This is a genomic window from Methylobacterium sp. Gmos3 (genome assembly GCF_056430985.1).
This window is the reverse complement of the sequence record NZ_JBWJYL010000016.1, coordinates 17,252-36,934: the sequence shown is the minus strand read 5'-3', so window position 1 is coordinate 36,934 and position 19,683 is coordinate 17,252. Positions and strand designations below refer to the sequence as shown.

Below are 19,683 nucleotides of genomic sequence, written 5' to 3'. Positions count from 1 at the left end.
GCAACACGCGACGCTGGGCAGGCCTGCGCGGGATGCGGGATCAGGCCGCCGCTATCACCGGAAGTTCGTCCAAACGGGTCGTGTATCGCGGCGAGCGCATCTTGAACCTGGTCGACCAGGCGCGCTTGGTGCGAGCCCGGCCACGGCCGGAACGACCGCCCCGCGTCCGAAGCGTCGGTTGCAGGCGTCGAGCGCCGCCATCAGCGCGGCGCCCTGCTCGCGGTCGAGCTGGCCGAGGCCGGGCATCGCCCGCTGCGAGGCATGCAGCGGTAGGAGTTCGGGCGTGACCACCCCGGCCTTCGAGTAGCGAAACCCCTCCCGCCAGGTCTTCCGGACGCCATACAGGGCAGCCTTCACCAGCACCAGGGTGTCGTTCGACGATTCCGGCAGGGTCACCACCGTCGAGACCGACCAATGCGGCCGGGTCCGGTCGTGCTCCGAGGTGTGGAAGAAGACCGTGACGTGGTCGGTCCCGAGCCCCTCTCGGCGCAGCTTCTCCCTGAGCCGGGTGGCGTGTGCGGCGACCGCCTGCTCCATCGTCGCGCGATCCTCGACCCGGTCGGAGAAGCTCCGGGTGGCGGCGCAGCCCTTCCGGGTTGCGGCGACCTCCTCCAGGTCGAGGCAGGCCTCACCGCGCAGCTCCCGAACCAAGCGCTCGCCCACCACCGTCATGGCCTTGCGCACGAGGCAGGTGTCGAAGTCGCGCACGTCGGCAGCGCTCTCGCAGCCGAGCGCCCCGAGCTTGCGGGCGTTGGCCGGTCCGACGCCCCAGATGTTCTCCAGCGGGTTCCGGGCCATCCAGTGGTCGGAGGCGGGTCAGTCCGGTCGTAGCCCGAACAACTCTGTCCACACGTAGAGCGAGAATACGGGTATCGGCCCCCGCCATGTCTGCTTCGAGGATGCCGTCGAACCCCAGCGAACGACTGGGTTGGGCGCTGACTAGCCGTAAGCGGAATGGCTGCTTCGGAAAAGATCTGCGGGGAAAGCAGACAAGCTCATTCTAATTCGGAATCGCCGTAGCCGCCAAGCTTGAATGAGCTTGGCGGCAGGCAAACGGTCTGCTGTTGTGCAGGTGATAGTGCCGTCCATCTTGGCAAGCCGGCGTTGACCGGCCGAAACGTTCGCCGTCGCTGATAGGATCTGATGACCGTCGGACCGTCCGTCGACACCGCGGCATACCTCTGGACTGGCCGCAACTCGAGGCGCGCTGTCTCAAGCTTGCGCCATCCTGGCCGCGGGGCTCGCCCAGACTTTGGAATTCTACCTGTGATGCTTGGCTTCGATGATGCATCGCGGCCTTACTTGATTGCTGTTCGCTTGGAACTCCATGACCTACGATCTGTCTCATCGCCTTGTCGTTCGAACGTGCTCTGTTGATCGCCCTGCTTCAGCTCTTCACCTTCGAAAGGGGCGGGCGTGAGCGACGCGATCGATTGGGCCGAGCGCCGCCGGATCGCCGAGCAAACGCGCGGCGAGCGACCGTGGTCGCTCTGGGGACCGTATCTCGCGGAGCGGCAATGGGGCACTGTACGCGAAGATTATAGCAGCGACGGCAATGCGTGGCGCTCGCTGACCCACGACGATGCGCGCTCACGCGTCTACCGCTGGGGTGAGGATGGGCTCGCTGGGATCTGCGACGAGCGCGGCCAGCTCTGCCTTGCGCTCGGGCTTTGGAACGGACGCGACCCGATCCTGAAGGAGCGCCTCTTCGGCCTGACCAACGAACAGGGCAATCACGGCGAGGACGTCAAGGAGCACTACCACTATCTCGACGCGATCCCGAGCCACGCCTACATGAAGTTCCTCTACCGCTATCCGCAAGCGGCTTATCCCTACGATGATCTCGTTCGAAAAAGCCTGCAACGCGGCCGCGACGTCCAAGAATACGAGATCGACGATACCGGGATCTTCGATGGCAACCGCTTTTTCGACGTGACGGTCGAATACGCTAAGGCCGATGTCGACGACATCCACGTGATCATCTCCGCGACGAACCGGGGTCCGGAGGCCGCCGATCTCCATCTCGTTCCGCAGCTCTGGTTCCGCAACACGTGGTCTTGGCGAGATAACAGCCTGCGCCCGCGTCTCGCCATCCATCCCGAGGGCGGCGTCGTCTGCGAGCATGACCGGCTCGGCCCCTATCGCCTGGCGTTCGAGGGTGAGCCCGATGTTCTGTTCTGCGAGAACGAAACGAACCTGCATCGCCATGCCGGACAACGCGAGGCCGAAGGCCCGTTCAAGGACGGTTTCCACGCGGCGATCGTCGGGGGCGATGCCGCCGCGATCCGGCGCGATGCTGGGACCAAGCTCGGCCTGCACTACGTGATCCACCTGGGTCCAGGCCAAACAACGCGGATCCGTCTGCGGTTGTCGGCAGGGACGCGGACGCGCGCGCTCGATATGGATGGCGGCGTCCGCGAGCTGCGCGTCGCCGAGGCTGATGCTTTCTACGACGACCTTCAAGAGGGGATCGCTGACCCGGATGCCCGCGCGATCTTCCGGCAGGCCGCCGCGGGACTGATCTGGTCGAAGCAACTCTACGCCTACGACGTGCAGGTCTGGCTCAAGGGCGATCCGCTGCAGCCGGTGCCGCCCCGCGAACGCGACGGTGGCCGCAACACCCACTGGCGGCACTTTGCGGCTTTCGATGTACTCTCGATGCCGGACAAGTGGGAATATCCTTGGTTCGCCGCCTGGGACCTCGCCTTTCACTGTTTGCCGCTGGCGCTGCTCGATCCGGACTTCGCCAAGAAGCAGCTCCTGCTTCTGACACGCGAATGGTACATGCATCCCAACGGCCAGCTCCCAGCCTATGAGTGGGAGTTTTCCGACACCAACCCTCCCGTTCATGCCTGGGCGACCTACCGGGTGTTCGAGATCGACCGCAGGCGCCGGGGCGGGCACGGTGACCTCGCCTTCCTCGAAGGCGTCTTCCACAAGCTGCTGATCAACTTCACGTGGTGGGTGAACCGCAAGGATGCGAGTGGCCGCAACGTTTTCCAGGGGGGCTTCCTCGGCCTCGACAACGTCGGCGTGTTCGACCGGTCACGACCACCGCCGGGCTTCGGTATGGTGCATCAGGCCGACGGGACTGCCTGGATGGCGATGTATGCGCTCAACATGATGCGCATCGCCCTCGAACTCGCGCTCCACAACGACGTGTACGAGAGCACCGCCTCGAAGTTCTTCGAGCATTTCCTGCTCATTGCCGAAGCCATGACCGACATGGGCGGCGAGGGCTTCGGCCTCTGGGACGAGGTCGACAAGTTCTACTACGACGAGGTCGATATTCCCGGGGCCGGGCTGCTCCCCCTGCGGGTCCGCTCCATGGTCGGGCTGGTGCCGCTCTTTGCCGTTGAGGTGATCGAGCCCTCCGTGCTCCAGCGACTCCCGGACTTCGCCCGCCGTCTCAACTGGTTGCTGGAGAACCGCCCGCATCTCGCCCGCCTCGTGTCGCGCTGGGACGAAGGCGGCGTCAAGGACCGCAAGCTGCTCTCGCTGCTGCGCGGCCACCGGATGAAGGCGCTGCTGCGCCGGATGCTCGACGAGGCGGAGTTCCTGTCACCCTTCGGTGTTCGCTCGCTGTCCAAGGCGCATCGGGACGAGCCCTATGTCCTGAGCGAGTTCGGCGCCTCGTTCACGGTTCGCTACGATCCGGCGGATTCCACATCGAACATGTTCGGCGGCAACTCCAACTGGCGCGGCCCGGTGTGGATGCCGACGAACTACTTGATCATCGAGGCTCTGCGCCGCTTCCACACCTATTACGGCGACGACTTCCTCGTAGAATTCCCGACCGGCTCGGGGGATATGCACTCACTCGCTGCGATCGCCGACGCGCTCCAGGATCGGTTGATCGCTCTCTTTACGAAGGACGAGGCTGGCCGCCGCCCCTTCCGCGGCGACCGGCCGCCGATCCCGGCGGCCGCAGGCGCTGAAGAGGCGCTCCTGTTCTACGAGTTCTTCGACGGCGAAACCGGTCGCGGTCTCGGCGCCTCTCACCAGACAGGGTGGACGGCTCTGATCCTCAACCTTTTGCACGACCGGGCGACGCTGCGACGGTGAATTTCTACGCGTACAGAGGCGCATCGACGCGGCTTGGCGCGGATCGCGCTTGCCGGGGCTAGAACCACGCTTCCAGCTGAATTGCTGGGCGCTGCACCCCCAGGGATCGGAAGCATGCGATGGCGCAGCAGTCAGAGCACGACTACAAGTTCGGGATCGAGGAAGAGTTCTTCCTAGCCAGCGCCCGTTCGCGGGGTGCACCGCGCACATCGATCCAGGGCTTCCATGCCGCGGCCCAACGCCTGGGTTCGGTTGAGCGGGAACTCATCGAGAACGAAGTCGAAATTTGCTCGAAACCAACTGCAAGCGTCGAGGAGGCGCAGGCGGCGCTGGGCAATCTGCGCGACAAGCTCCAGGTGACTGCCCGCGAGCACGGACTCAAGCTGTTCGCCGCCGGGACACATCCCACCGCCGCTTGGTCGGCTCAGAAGGAGACCGACAAGCCGCGCTACCGCGGGATGATGGACGATCTCCAGATCACCGGGCGCCGTTCCGTAGTCGCCGGGATGCATGTCCACGTCGAGGTACCGGACCCAGAAGCGCGGATCGACATCATGCGTCGGATCTACCCATATCTGCCGCTGCTGCTCGCTCTCTCGACGTCTTCGCCGTTCTACGATCGTCGGCGGACTGGCCTGCACGGCTATCGATTACGGGCCTACGCCGAGCTGCCGCGCACAGGCCTTCCAGAGCTATTCGACGATGCCGACGACTACGCCCGTTATGTGCGGGTGATGACCGCGGCCGACGCCGTGACCGATCCAACGTACTTCTGGTGGCACATCCGTCCCTCGATCCGGTATCCAACCCTGGAGTTGCGTGTTGCTGATAGCTGCACGCGGTTGGATGACACCCTTGCCATCGCCCAGCTTTACCGCTGCCTCGTCCGCATGCTCTACCGGCGCCGGGACATCCACGTTGGCCTCACCGGCGCTTCGCGGGGGTTCGTGATGGAGAACCTTTGGCGGGCTGAGCGCGACGGCACGGGTGCCACTCTGATCGATGAGGCGGGCGAGCGAGTTGTTCCCATGACCGAAGCCATCGACGCGCTGCTCGACCTAATCGCCGAAGACGCGGCCGCGCTAGGCTGCACGTCACAAGCTGCGCACGCCAAGGTGATTGTCTGCAACGGCTCGAGCGCGACCAACCAACTTGCTGTCTACGCGGCCTCCATCGGCAACGGAGCGAACGAAGACGCGGCGCTGAAGGCAGTCATCGATTGGCTTGCAGAGGAGACAAGCAGTGCAGCTGATCCCAGCTAGCGGCTCTTCATTTCTGGCCCTTGGAAACTTTTGGGGCAGTCCGCATTGGACATGAGGCAGCTCGCCGGTCCTGGCCGGTACCGGCAAGTCTGCTTCGGGGCCGGGCCGCTGGCAAGCGGAGGGGCATTCATCGGCCCGAGTCAGTCATTGGAACAGGGATCTATCGCGCTTCGCAGCAGACATACTTCGCAGTCCTCTATCGAACGCGGACCCTCGGTCCGCTTTTTGCCCGTGGCTGATCGAATGGACCCACCACGTCTGACGCACCTGGAGATCCTCGATGAGCCGATCCCTGCATACGGATGAGGAGATAGCCCTTCTTCTCGACGAGGCCGCGCGCGGCATTCCGATCGTCGAGATCTGCGCGAGCGCCGGTATCTCGCTCGGCACCTTCTATCGGTGGCGACGCCGCCTCGGTGGGCTCAAACCCGCGGGCGTGGCCAGGCTCGGCCGGGTCGAGCAGGAGAACATCGCCCTGCGGGCCGAGGTGCAGCGCCTGCGCGCGGCGATGACGGTTCATCCATGGCGGGGCGAGGCGGCCCGCCCTGTCATGTCCCCTCGCGCAGCCTCGCTCCGGGGGCCCCCCAATCGGGGTGGCGAGACCTGCATTGGTCGCTTCGCCTTTGTGCGAACCGCAACTTAGAACCGGTACCCGTCCCTTTGCGCGAGGAGCGCGCCGGATGGGCGCGCCCCACGTCATCATGTCCCGGCGAGGGCCGACTTGGGCATCAGCATATGCACGCCCTTATTGCCATCCACCGTCTGGGTGATCCGCAGATTCCCGGCGAGCGAGCACAGCATGTAGGCTTGGTTGCGCGTGAGATTGGTGCGGGCGCAGACAAGGCGGACCATCTCCCGCACGGCTTGCCGCATGGCCTCGTCCAGGCTCTCGTGCAGGCCGATCGACATCAGGTCGGTGGGGGTCTCGGCGAAGGGCCAGGCGCCCGGGATATCCTTGCGCACGGTGAGCCGGAACGTGCCGGTCAATCCCGTTTCCAGGGCGGTGATGCAGACCTCGCCGTCGCCCTGCACGCCGTGGCCGTCGCCCGCGTAGAAGCCGCCGCCTGGGTTAAAGATCGGCAGATACAGCGTCGTGCCGACCCGCATCTCCTTGTTGTCCATGTTGCCGCCGAAGGCACGGGGCACCGGCGAGCCGACACGGCCCCAAGCGGCGGGTGGGGCGGTGCCCATGATACCGAAGAACGGATCAAGGGGCAGTTCTGCCCCCCAGGGCAGGCGGCAGATCCCGCGTGCGGTGTCGATGTCGGCGTGGATCGTCTCGTAGTCGGTGAACTCGTCCGGCAGGGTGCCGAGCAGCGGCAGGATCGACACGAAGCCCCAATCCAGGCGGAACTTCAGGTCGAGGATCTCGACCTGCAACATGTCGCCCGGCTCCGCACCAGCCACATGGACCGGGCCGGTGACGAAGTGCGGGCCGCCGCCGGGCTTCAACGTATCGAGGGCTTGGAGCAGGTCGGCCGGCACCCGGGCCGGGTCGGGATGGAGCGACTCCCGCCCGCCCGCGGGGTGCGAGTGAAGGGTGACGGTGTCGCCAGACTCAACCGTCAGAACGGGCGGCAGGGCGGCATCGAAATAGCCGAGCACCATGGTCTCGGGGGTGGCGGGGATTTCGTGATGAGTGGGCACGGCGTCTCCTGGGCTGTTCGTCAGACCGCGATGTGACGGGTGAGGGTCTCGTGGTTCAGCGTCGCAGGATCGCCGCGCGCGACGACGCTGCCTCGGGACAGCACGACCACGGCGTCGGCGACCCGCAGGGCGAAATCGAGATACTGCTCCACGAGGAGCACGGTGATCCGACCCTTGAGCCCCTCGATCACCGCCTCGATGGCAGCGACGATGGAGGGCTGGATGCCTTCCGTCGGCTCGTCGAGCAGAAGGGCGCGGGGCCGCGTCGCGAGCGCCCTGGCGATGGCCAGCTGCTGCTGCTGGCCGCCCGAGAGATTGCCCCCCGGGCGATGCCAAAGCCCACGAAGCGCCGGGAACAGGGCGACCGCCTCGTCCACCGCGTCGGTCCGTTCGAGATGATGAGCGCGGGCGGCCACGCGCAGGTTTTCGGCGACACTCAGGTCGGGAAAGATTTCGCGCCCCTGCGGAACGTAGGCGAGACCCGCCCGGGCACGCCGGTCCGAGGACAGGCGCGTCAGCTCCGTCTCGTCGAGGGCCATCCGGCCCTGGCTCGCTGGGATCAGACCAGCGAGGCAGCGCAGAAGCGTGGTCTTCCCGGCGCCGTTGCGTCCGAGGACGGCCAGGCATGCCCCCGGCTCGACCGCGATGCCGACTCCGCGCAGCACCTGCGCGCTGCCGTAATGCTGATCGAGCCCCTCAATGGCGAGGCGTGCGGGTGCGGTGGCGTGCGTCATCGGCCGAGGAAGACCTCGATCACGCGGGTATCCTCGCGGGCGCCCTGCATGCTGCCCTCGTAGAGCGTGCGGCCCTCGTGCAGCACCGTCACCCGGTCGGCGATGACCTCGACGAAAGCCATGTCGTGCTCGATCACGAGGATCGCCCGGTCCGGCCGGCGCAAGCCTCGAATGAGCGCGGCGGTCTGGGCGGTCTCGGAATCGGAGAGCCCAGCGACAGGCTCGTCGAGCAGTAGGAGCGCGGGCTCGGCGGCGAGCACCATGCCAATCTCCAGCCATTGCTTCTCGCCATGCGACAGGCTACCCGCCGGCACGTCGGCCCGCGCCGTGAGGCCGATCTCCCCGAGGACGCTGGCGATGCGGGCCGGCTTCTCAGGTGGGCTTAGGGCGGGGCCGCAGCCGATCTCCACGTTTTCGCGCACGGTGAGCGCCGGAAAGACGCTGGGCTTCTGAAACTTCCGCCGCACGCCGGCCCGGGCGATCTCGGCCTCCGAGCGCTTCGTCAGGTCGATATGGTCGCCGAGCATCACCCGGCCGGAGACCGGCTTCGTGACGCCCGAGATGACGTCGAGGAGCGTGGTCTTGCCGGCGCCGTTCGGACCGATCACGGCTCGCACCTCGCCGGGATCAACCGCGAGCGAGACGTGGTCCAGCGCGGTGAAGCCGCCGAAGGCGACCGTCAGGGCGTCGACGACGAGGGCGCTCATTGGCTCCCTCGCAGCCAGGTCGGGCGCAGCCGCCATCCGACGAGATCGAGGAGCCCGTTCGGCAGGACCAGCACCACGAGCAGCACCAGCCCGGACAGGATGAAGGGCCATGCCTCTGGCATCGCGGCGCTCAGCCAGAACTTCAGGCCGTTGACGAGGATCGCGCCGATGACCGCCCCACCGAGCCGCCCCAGCCCTCCGATCGCCACCCACACGGCGATCTCGATCGAGAGATCGGGCGCCAGCACCCGCGGGTTGATGATGCCGACCTGCGGCACGTACAGGATGCCCGCCAGCGCCGCGATCATGGCCGAGAGGCACCAGATCCCGAGCTTGAGTCGGGTCGTGCTGTAGCCCAGGGTGCGCAGCCGGATTTCGTCGTCGCGGCAGGCGAGCATCCGCCGCCCCACGGCACTACCGACGAGGAGTCGCGTGCCCACGAGCACGGCCGCCAGTGTCAGGAGCGCGGCTACGGCCAGCCCGGTGACGACGCCCGGCGAACCCATCGGCCAGCCGAACAGCAGCGGGAAGCCGGTCATGCCGTTATTGCCGCCGAGCCCGGTATCGTTCCGGTACATCAGCAGCATCGCGACATAGACGAGCGCTTGGCTGATGATCGAAAAGTAGACCCCGTTCACCCGCGAACGGAACGAGACGAGCCCGAACACGAAGGCCACGAATCCGGCGAAGCCCAGAGCGAGGATAAAGGCGTAGGCCCCGTGGTCGAGGCCCGCCCAATAGGTCGGCAGGCTCTTCCAGCCCATGAACTGCACGAAGTCCGGCAGCACACCCGTCTCCGCGACGCCGTGGGCCAGGAGATGCATGGCGCAGACATAGCCGCCGATGGCGAAGAACAGGCCGTGCCCCAGACTGAGGATGCCGAGATAGCCCCAGACCAGATCGAGGGCGACGGCGAGGATCGCGAAGGCCGCAAGCTGGCCCAGGGCGTTGACGAGGTACGGGGCGGGGCGCGCCACGAGGAGCCCGACCGAAGCCGCAATGCAGAGCCCGACGAGGCCCGTGATCAGGGGATCGCGCATGCCGCGCCGTGCCGGACTCGCCGCCGAAGCGAGGGCGGTCTGCATCGCGCCGCTCATCGCCGCCGCCTCACCGCGAACAGGCCCTCGGGCCGGCGCTGAAGAAACAGGATAATTCCGACGAGGACGATCACCTTGGCGGCGACCGCGCCCGAAATCGGCTCAAGCAGCACATTGGCACCGCCGACTCCAAGGGCCGCCACCACGGTCCCGGCGAGACTGCCGACACCGCCCAGAACCACGACCATGAAGCTATCGACGATGAAGCCGGAGCCCATGCCGGGATTGACGCTATAGATCGGGCAGAGCGCCACTCCGGCGAGTCCCGCCAGGCCCGAGCCCAGCCCGAAGGCGAGGCGGTCGACCCGGCGCGTCGGAAGGCCGAGGCAGGCGGCCATGTCGCGGTTCTGGGTCACGGCACGGATGTCGAGGCCGAGTGGAGTACGACGCAGGATCAGGAGCGTCAGCGCCAGGGTCGCCACCGCGAAACCGATGGCGAAGAGGCGGTTCCAGGTCATGACGAAGTCGGCGTAAAGCGGGATCCCGCCATTGACGTAAGCCGGCATGACAAATTGCAGGTTCTGGGTGCCGATTGTGACGCGCACGAGGTTCACGAGGAACAGGCTCACTGCCCATGTGGCGAGGAGACTCATCAGCGGACGCCGATAGAGATGGCGTAGGATCAGCGCCTCGACGGTAATCCCCGCCGAAGCGACGGCGATGAAGGCGACCGGGATGGCAGCGAAAAGGTACAGGTCGAGCCAGCCGGGGGCGAGGCGGCGGAAGGCTTCCTGCACGCCGTAGGTCGCGTAGGCCCCGAGCATGATGAACTCGCCCTGGGCGAGGTTGATCACCCCCATGAGGCCGAAGATGATCGCGAGGCCCGCCGCCGCCATGAACAGGATACTGGCGAAGCTCAGTGCGTTGTAGACGACCGCGAGACCGTCCCCGACCGCCACGGCCCGCGAGACCTGAGCGAGGCCCGCATCGAGGGCCACCCGGAAAGCCGGATCGGCGGCGTAGGCGGGATCGCTCTTCAGCGCCGTAAGCCGTGCCAGCGCGGCCCCGGACGGATTCGCGGCCACGGCCTCGATTGCCCCCCGACGCCGTGCCGGATCGGGCGACGACAGGGCCGCTGCCTGGGCAAGGCCGGCGATGGTGTCTTTGAGCGCGAGCTCCTTTTCCGCGTCACGGGCGCGGTCGAGCACGGAGGCCGGGACGGTGGTGATGCGCCGCTCCAGCACGGCGAGGCCGGCGGCGCGACCGGCTGAATTGGGATCTGTCAGCAGTGCGACGGTACCGCGTGCCATCTCGACGGCGGCGCGCTGGCGGAGGCCGAGCACCGGTGTGCGGACTCCCCCCTGGCATGTGAGACGCCGCTCGGCCAGCGCGGCGAGGAGGCCTCCGGCGAATACGAGATCGGCCGCAGGCAGATCGCCGCTCGCCTGGACGAGGGCTTCCGCCGCGCGGACCTGCGCCGCGCCGTCACCACAAAGATCCGCAGCGAAGGCCACTCGGTCGAACGGCGTGGCAGCAGCGGGAAGGGCCAAGACCATCAGGCATAAGAGCGCGAGAAGGGCCCGGAATGCGGACCGTTCGGGATCAACCATAGGGGCTGAAGGGGACCGGCTTCGGGGCATCCGGGGATTGCCAAAGGACGTCGAAGCCGCGCTTCTCGTTGACCGAGCCGATGAAGACGCCACGGGAAACGTAGTTGTTTTCGCCCGTCATGGTCAGCGTGTAGCCCGACGGATCGTCGAAGCTCAGCCCCGCGAAGGCCTTTCGCACCTCCGGCACCGCGAACGACCCGGCCTTGGCGGCCGCCAGCGCCCAGAGATGGACGCTGTCATAGGCCGACACCATCGGATCGATCACCGTGTCGGCGCTGAACGGGACGTTCTTGGCCTTCACATAGGCGGCCCAGTCCGCCAGGAACTTCTTGTTGCGATCACCCTTGGCGGCCTGGAGATAGGCCCAGCAATTCAGGTGGCCGGCGAGCTTGGCGGTCTCGAGCCCTTCGAGGTCTGCTTCCACCATGTCGAGGCCGAGGATCGGCACATCGGTGGCGCTGATGCCCTGGTTGGCGAACTCCCGCAGGAAATCCGGGATCGAGGAGCCGACCACGGTGAGTACCACAATCGGCTGCCCGCCGGGTTGGCTCGCGAAGCTGCGGACTTGGTTCACCAGGGTCTGGAAGTTCGAAAACCCGAACGGCACGTATTCCTCGCGCCAAGCGCTCTCCGGAATGCCCTTGCTCTGCCAGTAGCCCTTCAACTGCTTGTTGATCGTGCGAGGCCATACGTAATCCGAGCCGATCATGAAGAAGCGCTTCGCGCCGACGCCGTCCGGACCCATCAGGTAATCGACGGCGGGCAGCACGGAACTCGCGGGCGGCGAGTTCACATAGACGACGTTCTTGGAATTTTCGTCGCCTTCGAAATGCAGCGGATAAAACAGCAGCCCATCGTTCTGCTCGACGACCGGCAGCACCGACTTGCGCGACACGGAGGTCCAGCAGCCGAATAGGGCCGCGACCTTCTCCTGCTGGAGCATCTGCCGGCCGATCTGCGCGTAGAGCGGCCAATCCGAGGCGGGATCGGAGGTCTGCACCTCGATCTGCCGGCCGTTGACGCCGCCGCGTCCGTTGATGTCGTCGGCGGCCATCCGGACGACGTGATTGAGCCGGCCTTCGAGGTTGGCCATCGTGCCGGAGGACGAGAACAGGCACCCGAGCTTCACGGTATCGGCCGCGAAGGCGGGCCGGATGAGAGCCGGCGCCGCCAGCAACGCCGCCGTGCCGACGAAGCTGCGCCGCGTAAGATGCGTCATCGACCCCGAAGCTCCCCTGGATTGACGGCCCGATTGTCGGCCGGCCTCAGCGGGACTGGAAGGTCAAAGAGGCTGCAAGGCTGGGAGTGCGTTGCGCATATTAGCAGCACTTGCGTGAATCACGGGCGCAGTTCGACTGCGAACGTCAAAATTGCTATCCCGAATGTAATGTCCCTCAAGGCCTTCGTTTTCGCGCATCGTCCGATCGACGATGATGGCGCATGCAAGACGTTACCGCTTGCCAAATCTCTACCTACAGAACGGAGTGAGTACCCATCTCGACGCGTGTCGGTACATGTCCGCTTGCGGCGCATGCAGAGGTCGGCCATAGCGTCCGAAATGGGCGCCAAGCCGAACGTCTGGTTCGGGCAGCGAGCGCATGTCGGCTCCTGGCGCGAAGGCGAAGGCCTGCTTTGCCAGGCAGCTTGAATTCCGTGTTTTCACCGAGCTGGCGCGCCGGGGCAATAAGCGATGACGGCGCCATGGGCTTGGCGCACGCGATCCGGACAGACGAGAGGCGCAGGAGTGAACCGCGCCCCCGCCTTGGTTCAGGCGAAAGTGTAGTCGCTTGCCGTCAGGACGTGGCCCAGCGTGCCCCCCGCGCTCACCATGAGTTGCCCTTCCGATGCCCCGGTGGCGTCGTGGATCTCGTAGACCATCGCGTTGCCGGAGGTTCCGACCAGATCCAGCGTCGACCCCGGCGCAAAGCCGGTGAAGCGGATCACGTCGCCGCCGGCATGGCCCGCCCCTTGGAAGTCGACGATGAGATCGGCGCTGCCCTTCATGCCGAGGTCGCCCGCCGCGAAGATGAAGGTGTCGTCTCCGCCACCGCCGGCCATGCGATCGGTGCCCGGCCCGCCCGTGATGACGTCGTTGCCGGCTCCGCCCGAGAGGATATCGTTGCCGCCTCCCCCGTTGAGCGAGTCGTTGCCGGCTCCGCCCCGGATCGTGTCGTTGCCCTCGAGCCCGGCAATCATCACCCGCGTCGTGGTGGAAGAATAATCCAGCGTGTCGGCCCCCGCCGTGCCGCGCACGTAGCTGCCCGCCATGGCGTCGTCGTTCTGGATCGTGCCGTTGGCCGCCGCATGGAGCGGGTCGATGCTGCCGGCGCTGGACGACGAGAGGGTGACCGTGAACGCCTCATCCGCCTCGACGACCGTATCGCCCGCAACGCCGATCGTGATGATCGCGGTTGCCTGACCGGGGGCGAAGGTGACCGAGCCGGAAGGCAGGGCGCCCGCCGTGAAGTCGGCCCCGTTGGCCGCATCGCTGGTGGTGGCGAAGCTGACGGTCGCGGCCGTGTCGACCGAGCCGTGGCGTTCCACCTCGAAGGTGAAGGGAGAACTGCCGCTGTTCCCTTCGTGGGCGACGGCGGCGAGAGGAGCGATCGAGAAGGTGGTCGGAATATAGCTCGACGCGTTCACGGATTGGTCCGCGAAGGCGAAGTGCTCGACACCCGTGACAATATCCGTCCCGTCATGGGGACCGGGCCGGGTATCCGCGATGGTGAAGCGACCGCTGGCGGCGTCATACTGAATCGTATGTTGCGCGAGGGTGCCGGAGAAATGCGCGGTATCGTCTCCCGCCCCGCCGCTCAGGAGATCGTTGCCGAGCCCGCCGGTGAGATGGTCGTCGCCGTCGCCGCCCAGAAGGGTGTCGTTGCCGCTGCCGCCGTAGAGACTGTCGTTTCCGGCGCCGCCATCGAGCGTATCGTTCCCGTCGCCGGCCGCCTCCGAGAAGTTCAGGTGCAGGAACTTGCCGTCGACCCCCATCGCGTAGAGTTGGCCGTTCCCGCTCTGGGCAAAGGAGACGATGGCGCTGAATTGCCCCGAATCGACGCGTAGATCCTGATCGAGATTGCGGAAGAACTGAGGTTCACCGTTGACGATGCGGGTGGCCCAGAGATGATTGGCCGAGAAGTCGGCGAAGAGGTAGAGATCCTGGGCGCCGCCCGGACCATGGTAGACGTAGCCGCCGGTCACCGACGAGCCGTTGAGTGGTCCCGTTCCGTGCTGGTACTCCAGGGTCGGGTCCGTATAGGCCGGATCGGTCGGCCCCGATGATCCTTCCTTGACGCGCCACCCGAAGTTCAGCCCGCCCGCCGTGCCCGCTTTGACGACATCGATCTCCTCGATATGGTCCTCGCCCACGTCGCCGATGTAGAGATCGCCCGTCTTGGTGTCGAAGCTGCTACGCCAGGGATTGCGCAGGCCGAGCGCCCAGACCTCCGGGGCGCCATCGCCCGGCGCGAAAGCATTTCCATCGGGAATGCTGTAGTCGCGCCCGGCATCGTTCGGGAAATCGTCGGAATGGACATCGATCCGAAGCATCTTGCCGAGGAGCGAGTTCGGATCCTGCGCGGTATCCTCTGCCCGTCCGGGATATCCGCCGTCGCCGGTGGCGATATAGAGGTTGCCGTCCGGGCCGAAATCCATCCACCCGCCATAATGCTGGCTGCCGGGATGGTCGAAGGTGAGAATGACTTTACCGGACGCGGGATCGGCTTGGTTCGGCTGCGACGCGGAGCGGGTGTACTCGCGAACTTCGACGGCGCCGGTCTCATTCGTCAGATAGACGTAAAACTTGCCGTTGCTGGCGTAGGCCGGATCGAAGGCGAGGCCGAGCATGCCCTGCTCCCCGCCGGACGCGAGGCTGGCATCCGGCAGGTCCAGGAACGGGGTCGCCAGCTTGGTGTCCGTGGTCGTGTCGAGGATGACGATCCGGCCGGTGTGCTGCTCGACCACGTAGAGCAGGTCGGGCTGCCCAGGGGGAGACGCGCCGTAGACGGGGCTGGAGAAGCCGACCGGAAGCCGGTGGACGTCGATGACGCCCGAGTCCGGGGCGAGGTCGGCGGATCCGAAACCGTAGAGAATATCGTTCCCGCCGCCGCCGTTCAGGGTGTCCGAGCCGCCTCCGCCGGAGAGGGTGTCCGCGGCGTCCGTGCCCGTCACCGTATCGTCATCCGGACCGCGGACCACGATCATGATCGTCTCTCCATATTCAGTGGCGAATCATAATAGAGTGGCCAATGCACCCGGCCGCGATTCAAGTGACGCCCATGAAGTATTGAAAAACGCCGACCGTCAAGCCTTTCCGTTGCTTGCGTCCGCTCAGGTAGGCGGCTTCATTTACGTGTGTATTCCGGCTGTATCCCACCATCCCAACCATTACCTATTCGTTAACGGCCCGATTGCGCAGATTGTGCAATTGCGTTGACGAAATGCGCGATCTGCGCGAAACGTCGCGCATGGCCGGCCGCGTACGGGAGGCCATCAAGAAGAGTTGTCGAAGACAGTCAGGGAGGACGCTGCCATGCAAGTGCCGATTAAGCGGACGATAGACCGCGTTCCGGGGGGCATGATGGTCGTGCCGTTGCTGGCGGGCGCGCTCATCGCGACGTTCTTCCCCGGCACGCCGAAGTTCTTCGGATCCTTCACCGGGGCTCTGTTCTCGGGCGCACTGACGATCCTGGCGGTCTTCTACGTGTGCATGGGCGCGAGTATCGATTTCAGGGCCACCCCATACATCGTGAAGAAAGGCGGCACGCTACTGGTCGTGAAGATCGGGATCGCGCTGATCCTCGGCTTGGTCTTCGGGCGCGTCCTCGGCGAGGCCCCGGTCGCGGCGGGCATGTTCGCCGGTCTGTCGACCCTGGCCGTCGTCGCCAGCATGAACGACACGAATGGCGGCCTCTACATGGCGCTGATGGGCCAGTACGGCCGCCCGCGCGATGTCGGCGCCTACACGGTCATGTCGCTGGAAAGCGGCCCGTTCCTGACCATGGTGACGCTGGGCGTCGCCGGCCTCTCGGCCTTTCCCTGGCAGACCCTGGTGGGCGCCATCCTGCCCCTCGTCGTCGGCATGATCATCGGGAATCTCGACCGGGAGATGCGGGCGTTCCTGAGCCGGGCGATCCCGGTCATGATTCCCTTCTTCGCCTTCGCCCTCGGCGCGGGCCTCGATCTCACCAAGGTCTGGCAGGCGGGCCTGCTGGGGCTGGGGATGGGTGTCGCGGTGGTGGTGGTGACGGGCATTCCCCTGTTCCTGGCCGACCGGCTCACGGGGGGCAACGGCGTCGCGGGCGTGGCCGCCGCATCGACCGCCGGAAACGCGGCGGCCGTCCCGGCCATCGTCGCGGCCGCGAACCCGGCCTATGCCGATGCCGCCGGCCCCGCGACGATCCTGGTGGCGGCCTGCGTCGTCGTCACGGCCATCCTGGTTCCGGTCGCCACCGCCTGGACGGCGCGGGTCGTCGGCGCCGGCGAAGCCGAGCCGGACGAGGCCCCGGCCGATCCGGTCCGGGCGGAACGGGCCTGAGATGGACGCCCGCTGGCTCATCCTCGCCGACGATCTGACCGGGGCCGCCGATTGCGCGATCGCGTTTCGTCGGCGGGGGCGCGCCGCCGCCGTCATCTGGGGTGAGACGGCCTGGGACGAGGAGGTCCCGGTCCTGTCCTACGATGCGGACAGCCGGGGGCTCTCCGAGGAGGCCGCCGCGCAGCGCCACGCGGCGCTGCTGCTGCGGTTCCACGGCGCCGGGCGCCGGCTGTTCAAGAAGATCGACTCGACCCTCCGGGGGCAGCCCGCCGCCGAGATCGCGGCGACGCTGGCCCCGGCCCGAGCCGTTCACGGCCGGGCCTTCGGCATCCTGGCGCCCGCTTTCCCCGGCACCGGCCGGACCACCGTGGGCGGACGGGTGCGCGTGGCCGGTCGTCCGCTGGAGGAAACCGAGGTCTGGCGGCGCGACCATCGCTATGCGAGCGCCGAACTCGGCGCGGTCCTCGCCACGGCGGGGCTCGCGTCCCGAACGCTCACCCTGGAGACCGTGCGCGGCGAAGGACTGGCCGAGGCGCTGGCGGACATCGCCGCCCTCCCCGACCGGATCGCCATCTGCGATGCCGAAACCGACGACGACCTGCGCCGGATCGCCGAGGCGGGGTTGGCGATGGAGAGCTCGCCCTTCTTCGTCGGCAGCGCCGGGCTGGCCCATGCCCTCGCGACCGCGATGCCGCTCCAGGGGCTGGATCCGGTCCGCCTCGGGCCGGACGGGCGCGGCGCGCTCTTCGTCGTCGGCTCCATGGCCGAAACCTCCCGCGCGGCGGCCCGGCGGCTGGTGGCGGACGGCGCCGTCATGCACCTGCCCATCGCGCCGGATATCCTCCTGGCGGATGCGGACGCCCGGGCGGCCCTCGCGACCCGCGTCGCGGAGCGGCTGGCCGCCGGGGGCGACGTGCTGGTGGAGATCGTGCTGGCGGGCGAGCCCGACATGAGCCTCGGCCCCCGGCTCGCCCAGGCCCTGGCCGACGCGCTGGCCTCGGTCGCCGAGCGGATCGGCGCGCTCGCCGCCACCGGCGGCGAGACCGCGGCGGCCCTGCTGACACGCCTCGGGATCCGGGGCATTCACCTCGCGGACGAGATCGAGCCCGGCGTTTCCCTGGGGCTGACCCTGGGGCAGCTCTCGATTCCCATCGCGACGAAGGCGGGGGCGTTCGGCGATGCCGACAGCCTCGTGCGTATCCGTGACCGTCTGCGCAAGGCGCGAACCGAAGGAAGTCTCACATGACCCGTCCGACCATCGCGATCACCATGGGCGATCCCGCCGGCATCGGGCCGGAGATCATCATGAAGGCCTTGACCCATCCGGAGGTGCACGACCTCTGCCGCCCCCTGGTGATCGGCGATGCCGGGCGCCTGCGGCAGGCGGGCCGCATCGTCGGGTCCGACATGACGGTCGATGCCCGCGCCGATGCGGGTGAGGCGACGTTCGGCACCGGCGCCGTCCAGTGCCTGGACCTGCACTGCGTCCCGGAGGATCTGCCGTTCGGGCGCCTGTCGCCGGTCGCGGGCGAGACCGCGTATCGGTGCATCGCCAAGGCGGTGGAGATCGTGCAGGCGGGGCAGGCGCAGGGGATCTGCACGGCGCCGCTGTCGAAGGAGGCGCTGCACGCCGCCGGCCACAAGTTCCCCGGCCACACCGAGATGCTCGCGCACCTCACCGGCACGCCGGAGGTCTCGATGATGCTGGTCTCGCCGAAACTGCGGGTGATCCACGTCACGACCCATATCGGCCTGATCGATGCGATCGCGCGGATCGAGCCCGGTCTCGTCGAGCGGGTCATCGCGCGGGGGCACGCTGTCCTCGCGAAGGCCGGGATCGCCAACCCGAAGATCGGCGTCTGCGCCATCAATCCCCATGCCGGCGAGAACGGCCTGTTCGGCCATGGCGAGGAAGCGGAGAAGATCACCCCGGCGGTGGAGGCCTGCCTCGCGAAGGGCTGGGACGTCCGGGGGCCGCTGCCGGCCGACACCCTGTTCTTCCTGGCGGGGCGGGGCGATTACGACATGGTCGTCGCCATGTACCACGACCAGGGCCATGGCCCGATCAAGGTGCTCGGCCTCGAAGCCGGGGTGAACATCACCGTCGGCCTGCCGGTGATCCGCACCTCGGTCGATCACGGGACCGCCTTCGACATCGCCGGCACCGGCGTGGCGGATGAGCGGAGCCTGATCGAGGCGCTGCGACAGGCGGTGGATCTGGCGCCGAAATCGCTGGCGGCCTGACGCCTTCCCCGGCATGAATCGGCCGCCCCTCTGTCGCGGGCAGATGGAGAGTGCAAGGGGATGCGGGGGACGGAACGCCGCGCGCGGCTGCTGGCGGCGCTCGAGGTCGGGGAGATCGACGTGGACGATCTCGCACGGCGGTTCGGCGTCTCGGCCTCGACCGTAAGGCGGGACCTCCAGCATCTGTCCGACACCAAGGCGGTGCGGCGGACCTATGGCGGCGCCATCCTCGCCGGCGGCTCGCCCGAGACCACCCTCGACCAGAGGCTGGCGATCGACGGTCCCCAGAAGCAGGCCATCGCGCGGGCCGCCCTCGCCCTCGTTTCCGACGGCGAGACGCTCATCCTGGATGCCGGCTCCACCGTGACGGCCTTCGGGCGCCTTCTGGTGGACCGGCGGCTGCGCATCATCACGAACAACCTCGCGCTGCTCCCCTGTCTGGCCCGCGCCTCCGGGATCGACCTGATCGTCCTCGGCGGCGGGTTGCGGGCGACGAGCATGAGCACCGTCGGCCCCCTGGCCGTCGAAGCGCTGCGGAGACTGACGGCCGACCGCATGGTGACGAGCGCGGATGGTGTGGTCGCGGGGCGCGGCCTGTGCGAGGCTAGCCTGGATCAGGTCGCCCTCAAATCCGCGATGATGGCGCAGGCGCAGGACACGATCGTGCTCGCCACGGCGGCCAAGCTCGGCCGCGCGGAACAGATGGCCTGGGCCCCCCTCCCCCATCGGTGGACCTTGGTGACCGACGCGGGCGCCTCGCAGGATCAACGGCAAGCCCTGGTCGACGCGGGCGCGCACATCGTGACGGCGGAGGCCTGACTCCGGAAGGCTCGTGCGGCTT

The 19,683-nt window shown here is 67.4% G+C and carries 14 protein-coding genes and 1 pseudogene; 7 read left to right on the top strand and 8 right to left on the bottom strand.

Features of this window, described 5'->3' with window-relative positions; genetic code table 11:
- Positions 1-40: 40 nt before the first annotated feature.
- Positions 41-807 (bottom strand): annotated as a pseudogene (locus ACS5Q7_RS23555) (DUF4113 domain-containing protein); the annotation flags it as partial.
- 609 nt (positions 808-1,416) lie between these two features.
- Between ACS5Q7_RS23555 and ACS5Q7_RS23550 the strand changes: the two are divergent.
- The 3 genes from ACS5Q7_RS23550 (at position 1,417) to ACS5Q7_RS23540 (ending at position 5,970) form a co-directional block, all read left to right on the top strand.
- Positions 1,417-4,065, top strand: a complete 2,649-nt coding sequence (locus ACS5Q7_RS23550; protein ID WP_478341697.1) for an MGH1-like glycoside hydrolase domain-containing protein — start codon at positions 1,417-1,419, stop codon at positions 4,063-4,065.
- A gap of 119 nt (positions 4,066-4,184) precedes the next feature.
- Positions 4,185-5,327 carry a carboxylate-amine ligase gene (locus tag ACS5Q7_RS23545; RefSeq protein WP_478341696.1) on the top strand — a complete coding sequence of 381 codons (1,143 nt, stop codon included), beginning with the start codon at positions 4,185-4,187 and terminating at the stop codon, positions 5,325-5,327.
- Between the two features lie 280 nt (positions 5,328-5,607).
- Positions 5,608-5,970 (top strand): transposase, encoded by a 363-nt coding sequence (locus ACS5Q7_RS23540; protein ID WP_478341695.1) that lies wholly within the window; start codon positions 5,608-5,610, stop codon positions 5,968-5,970.
- Positions 5,971-6,026: 56 nt separating this feature from the next.
- Here ACS5Q7_RS23540 and ACS5Q7_RS23535 read toward each other — a convergent pair whose 3' ends face one another.
- From ACS5Q7_RS23535 to ACS5Q7_RS23505, 7 genes are all read right to left on the bottom strand, one after another.
- Positions 6,027-6,974 (bottom strand): acetamidase/formamidase family protein, encoded by a 948-nt coding sequence (locus tag ACS5Q7_RS23535; protein WP_478341694.1) that lies wholly within the window; start codon positions 6,972-6,974, stop codon positions 6,027-6,029.
- Positions 6,975-6,994: 20 nt separating this feature from the next.
- Entirely contained in the window at positions 6,995-7,708 is a 714-nt protein-coding gene (gene urtE / locus ACS5Q7_RS23530) for an urea ABC transporter ATP-binding subunit UrtE (RefSeq protein WP_478341693.1), read from the bottom strand.
- Positions 7,705-8,415, bottom strand: coding sequence for an ATP-binding cassette domain-containing protein (locus ACS5Q7_RS23525; protein ID WP_478341692.1), 711 nt, complete (start codon positions 8,413-8,415; stop codon positions 7,705-7,707). The genes urtE and ACS5Q7_RS23525 overlap by 4 nt, the downstream gene beginning before the upstream one ends.
- Positions 8,412-9,512 carry an urea ABC transporter permease subunit UrtC gene (gene urtC, locus ACS5Q7_RS23520; RefSeq protein ID WP_478341691.1) on the bottom strand — a complete coding sequence of 367 codons (1,101 nt, stop codon included), beginning with the start codon at positions 9,510-9,512 and terminating at the stop codon, positions 8,412-8,414. Before urtC ends, ACS5Q7_RS23525 begins: the two co-directional genes overlap by 4 nt.
- Positions 9,509-11,008 carry an urea ABC transporter permease subunit UrtB gene (gene urtB, locus ACS5Q7_RS23515; RefSeq protein ID WP_478341690.1) on the bottom strand — a complete coding sequence of 500 codons (1,500 nt, stop codon included), beginning with the start codon at positions 11,006-11,008 and terminating at the stop codon, positions 9,509-9,511. The genes urtC and urtB overlap by 4 nt, the downstream gene beginning before the upstream one ends.
- 46 nt (positions 11,009-11,054) lie before the next feature.
- Positions 11,055-12,281 carry a transporter substrate-binding protein gene (locus ACS5Q7_RS23510; RefSeq protein WP_478341689.1) on the bottom strand — a complete coding sequence of 409 codons (1,227 nt, stop codon included), beginning with the start codon at positions 12,279-12,281 and terminating at the stop codon, positions 11,055-11,057.
- Positions 12,282-12,829: 548 nt separating this feature from the next.
- The gene (locus ACS5Q7_RS23505; RefSeq protein WP_478341688.1) at positions 12,830-15,265 is read right to left on the bottom strand and encodes a PQQ-dependent sugar dehydrogenase; all 2,436 of its coding nucleotides are present in this window, start codon (positions 15,263-15,265) and stop codon (positions 12,830-12,832) included.
- Between the two features lie 328 nt (positions 15,266-15,593).
- Here ACS5Q7_RS23505 and ACS5Q7_RS23500 point away from each other — a divergent pair, with 328 nt between their 5' ends.
- Genes ACS5Q7_RS23500 through ACS5Q7_RS23485 form a run of 4 tightly spaced genes read left to right on the top strand, consistent with a single transcriptional unit; the run spans position 15,594 to position 19,661 of the window.
- A complete protein-coding gene (locus ACS5Q7_RS23500; RefSeq protein ID WP_478341687.1) occupies positions 15,594-16,598 on the top strand; it encodes a 2-keto-3-deoxygluconate permease in 1,005 nt (334 codons plus the stop codon).
- Position 16,599: 1 nt separating this feature from the next.
- Positions 16,600-17,844, top strand: a complete 1,245-nt coding sequence (locus ACS5Q7_RS23495; RefSeq protein ID WP_478341686.1) for a four-carbon acid sugar kinase family protein — start codon at positions 16,600-16,602, stop codon at positions 17,842-17,844.
- On the top strand, positions 17,841-18,842 hold the full coding sequence (gene pdxA, locus ACS5Q7_RS23490; RefSeq protein WP_478341685.1) for a 4-hydroxythreonine-4-phosphate dehydrogenase PdxA: 1,002 nt from the start codon (positions 17,841-17,843) through the stop codon (positions 18,840-18,842). The genes ACS5Q7_RS23495 and pdxA overlap by 4 nt, the downstream gene beginning before the upstream one ends.
- Before the next feature lie 60 nt (positions 18,843-18,902).
- Complete coding sequence (locus tag ACS5Q7_RS23485) at positions 18,903-19,661, top strand: DeoR/GlpR family DNA-binding transcription regulator (RefSeq protein ID WP_478341684.1); 759 nt, start codon at positions 18,903-18,905, stop codon at positions 19,659-19,661.
- Positions 19,662-19,683: the final 22 nt, after the last annotated feature.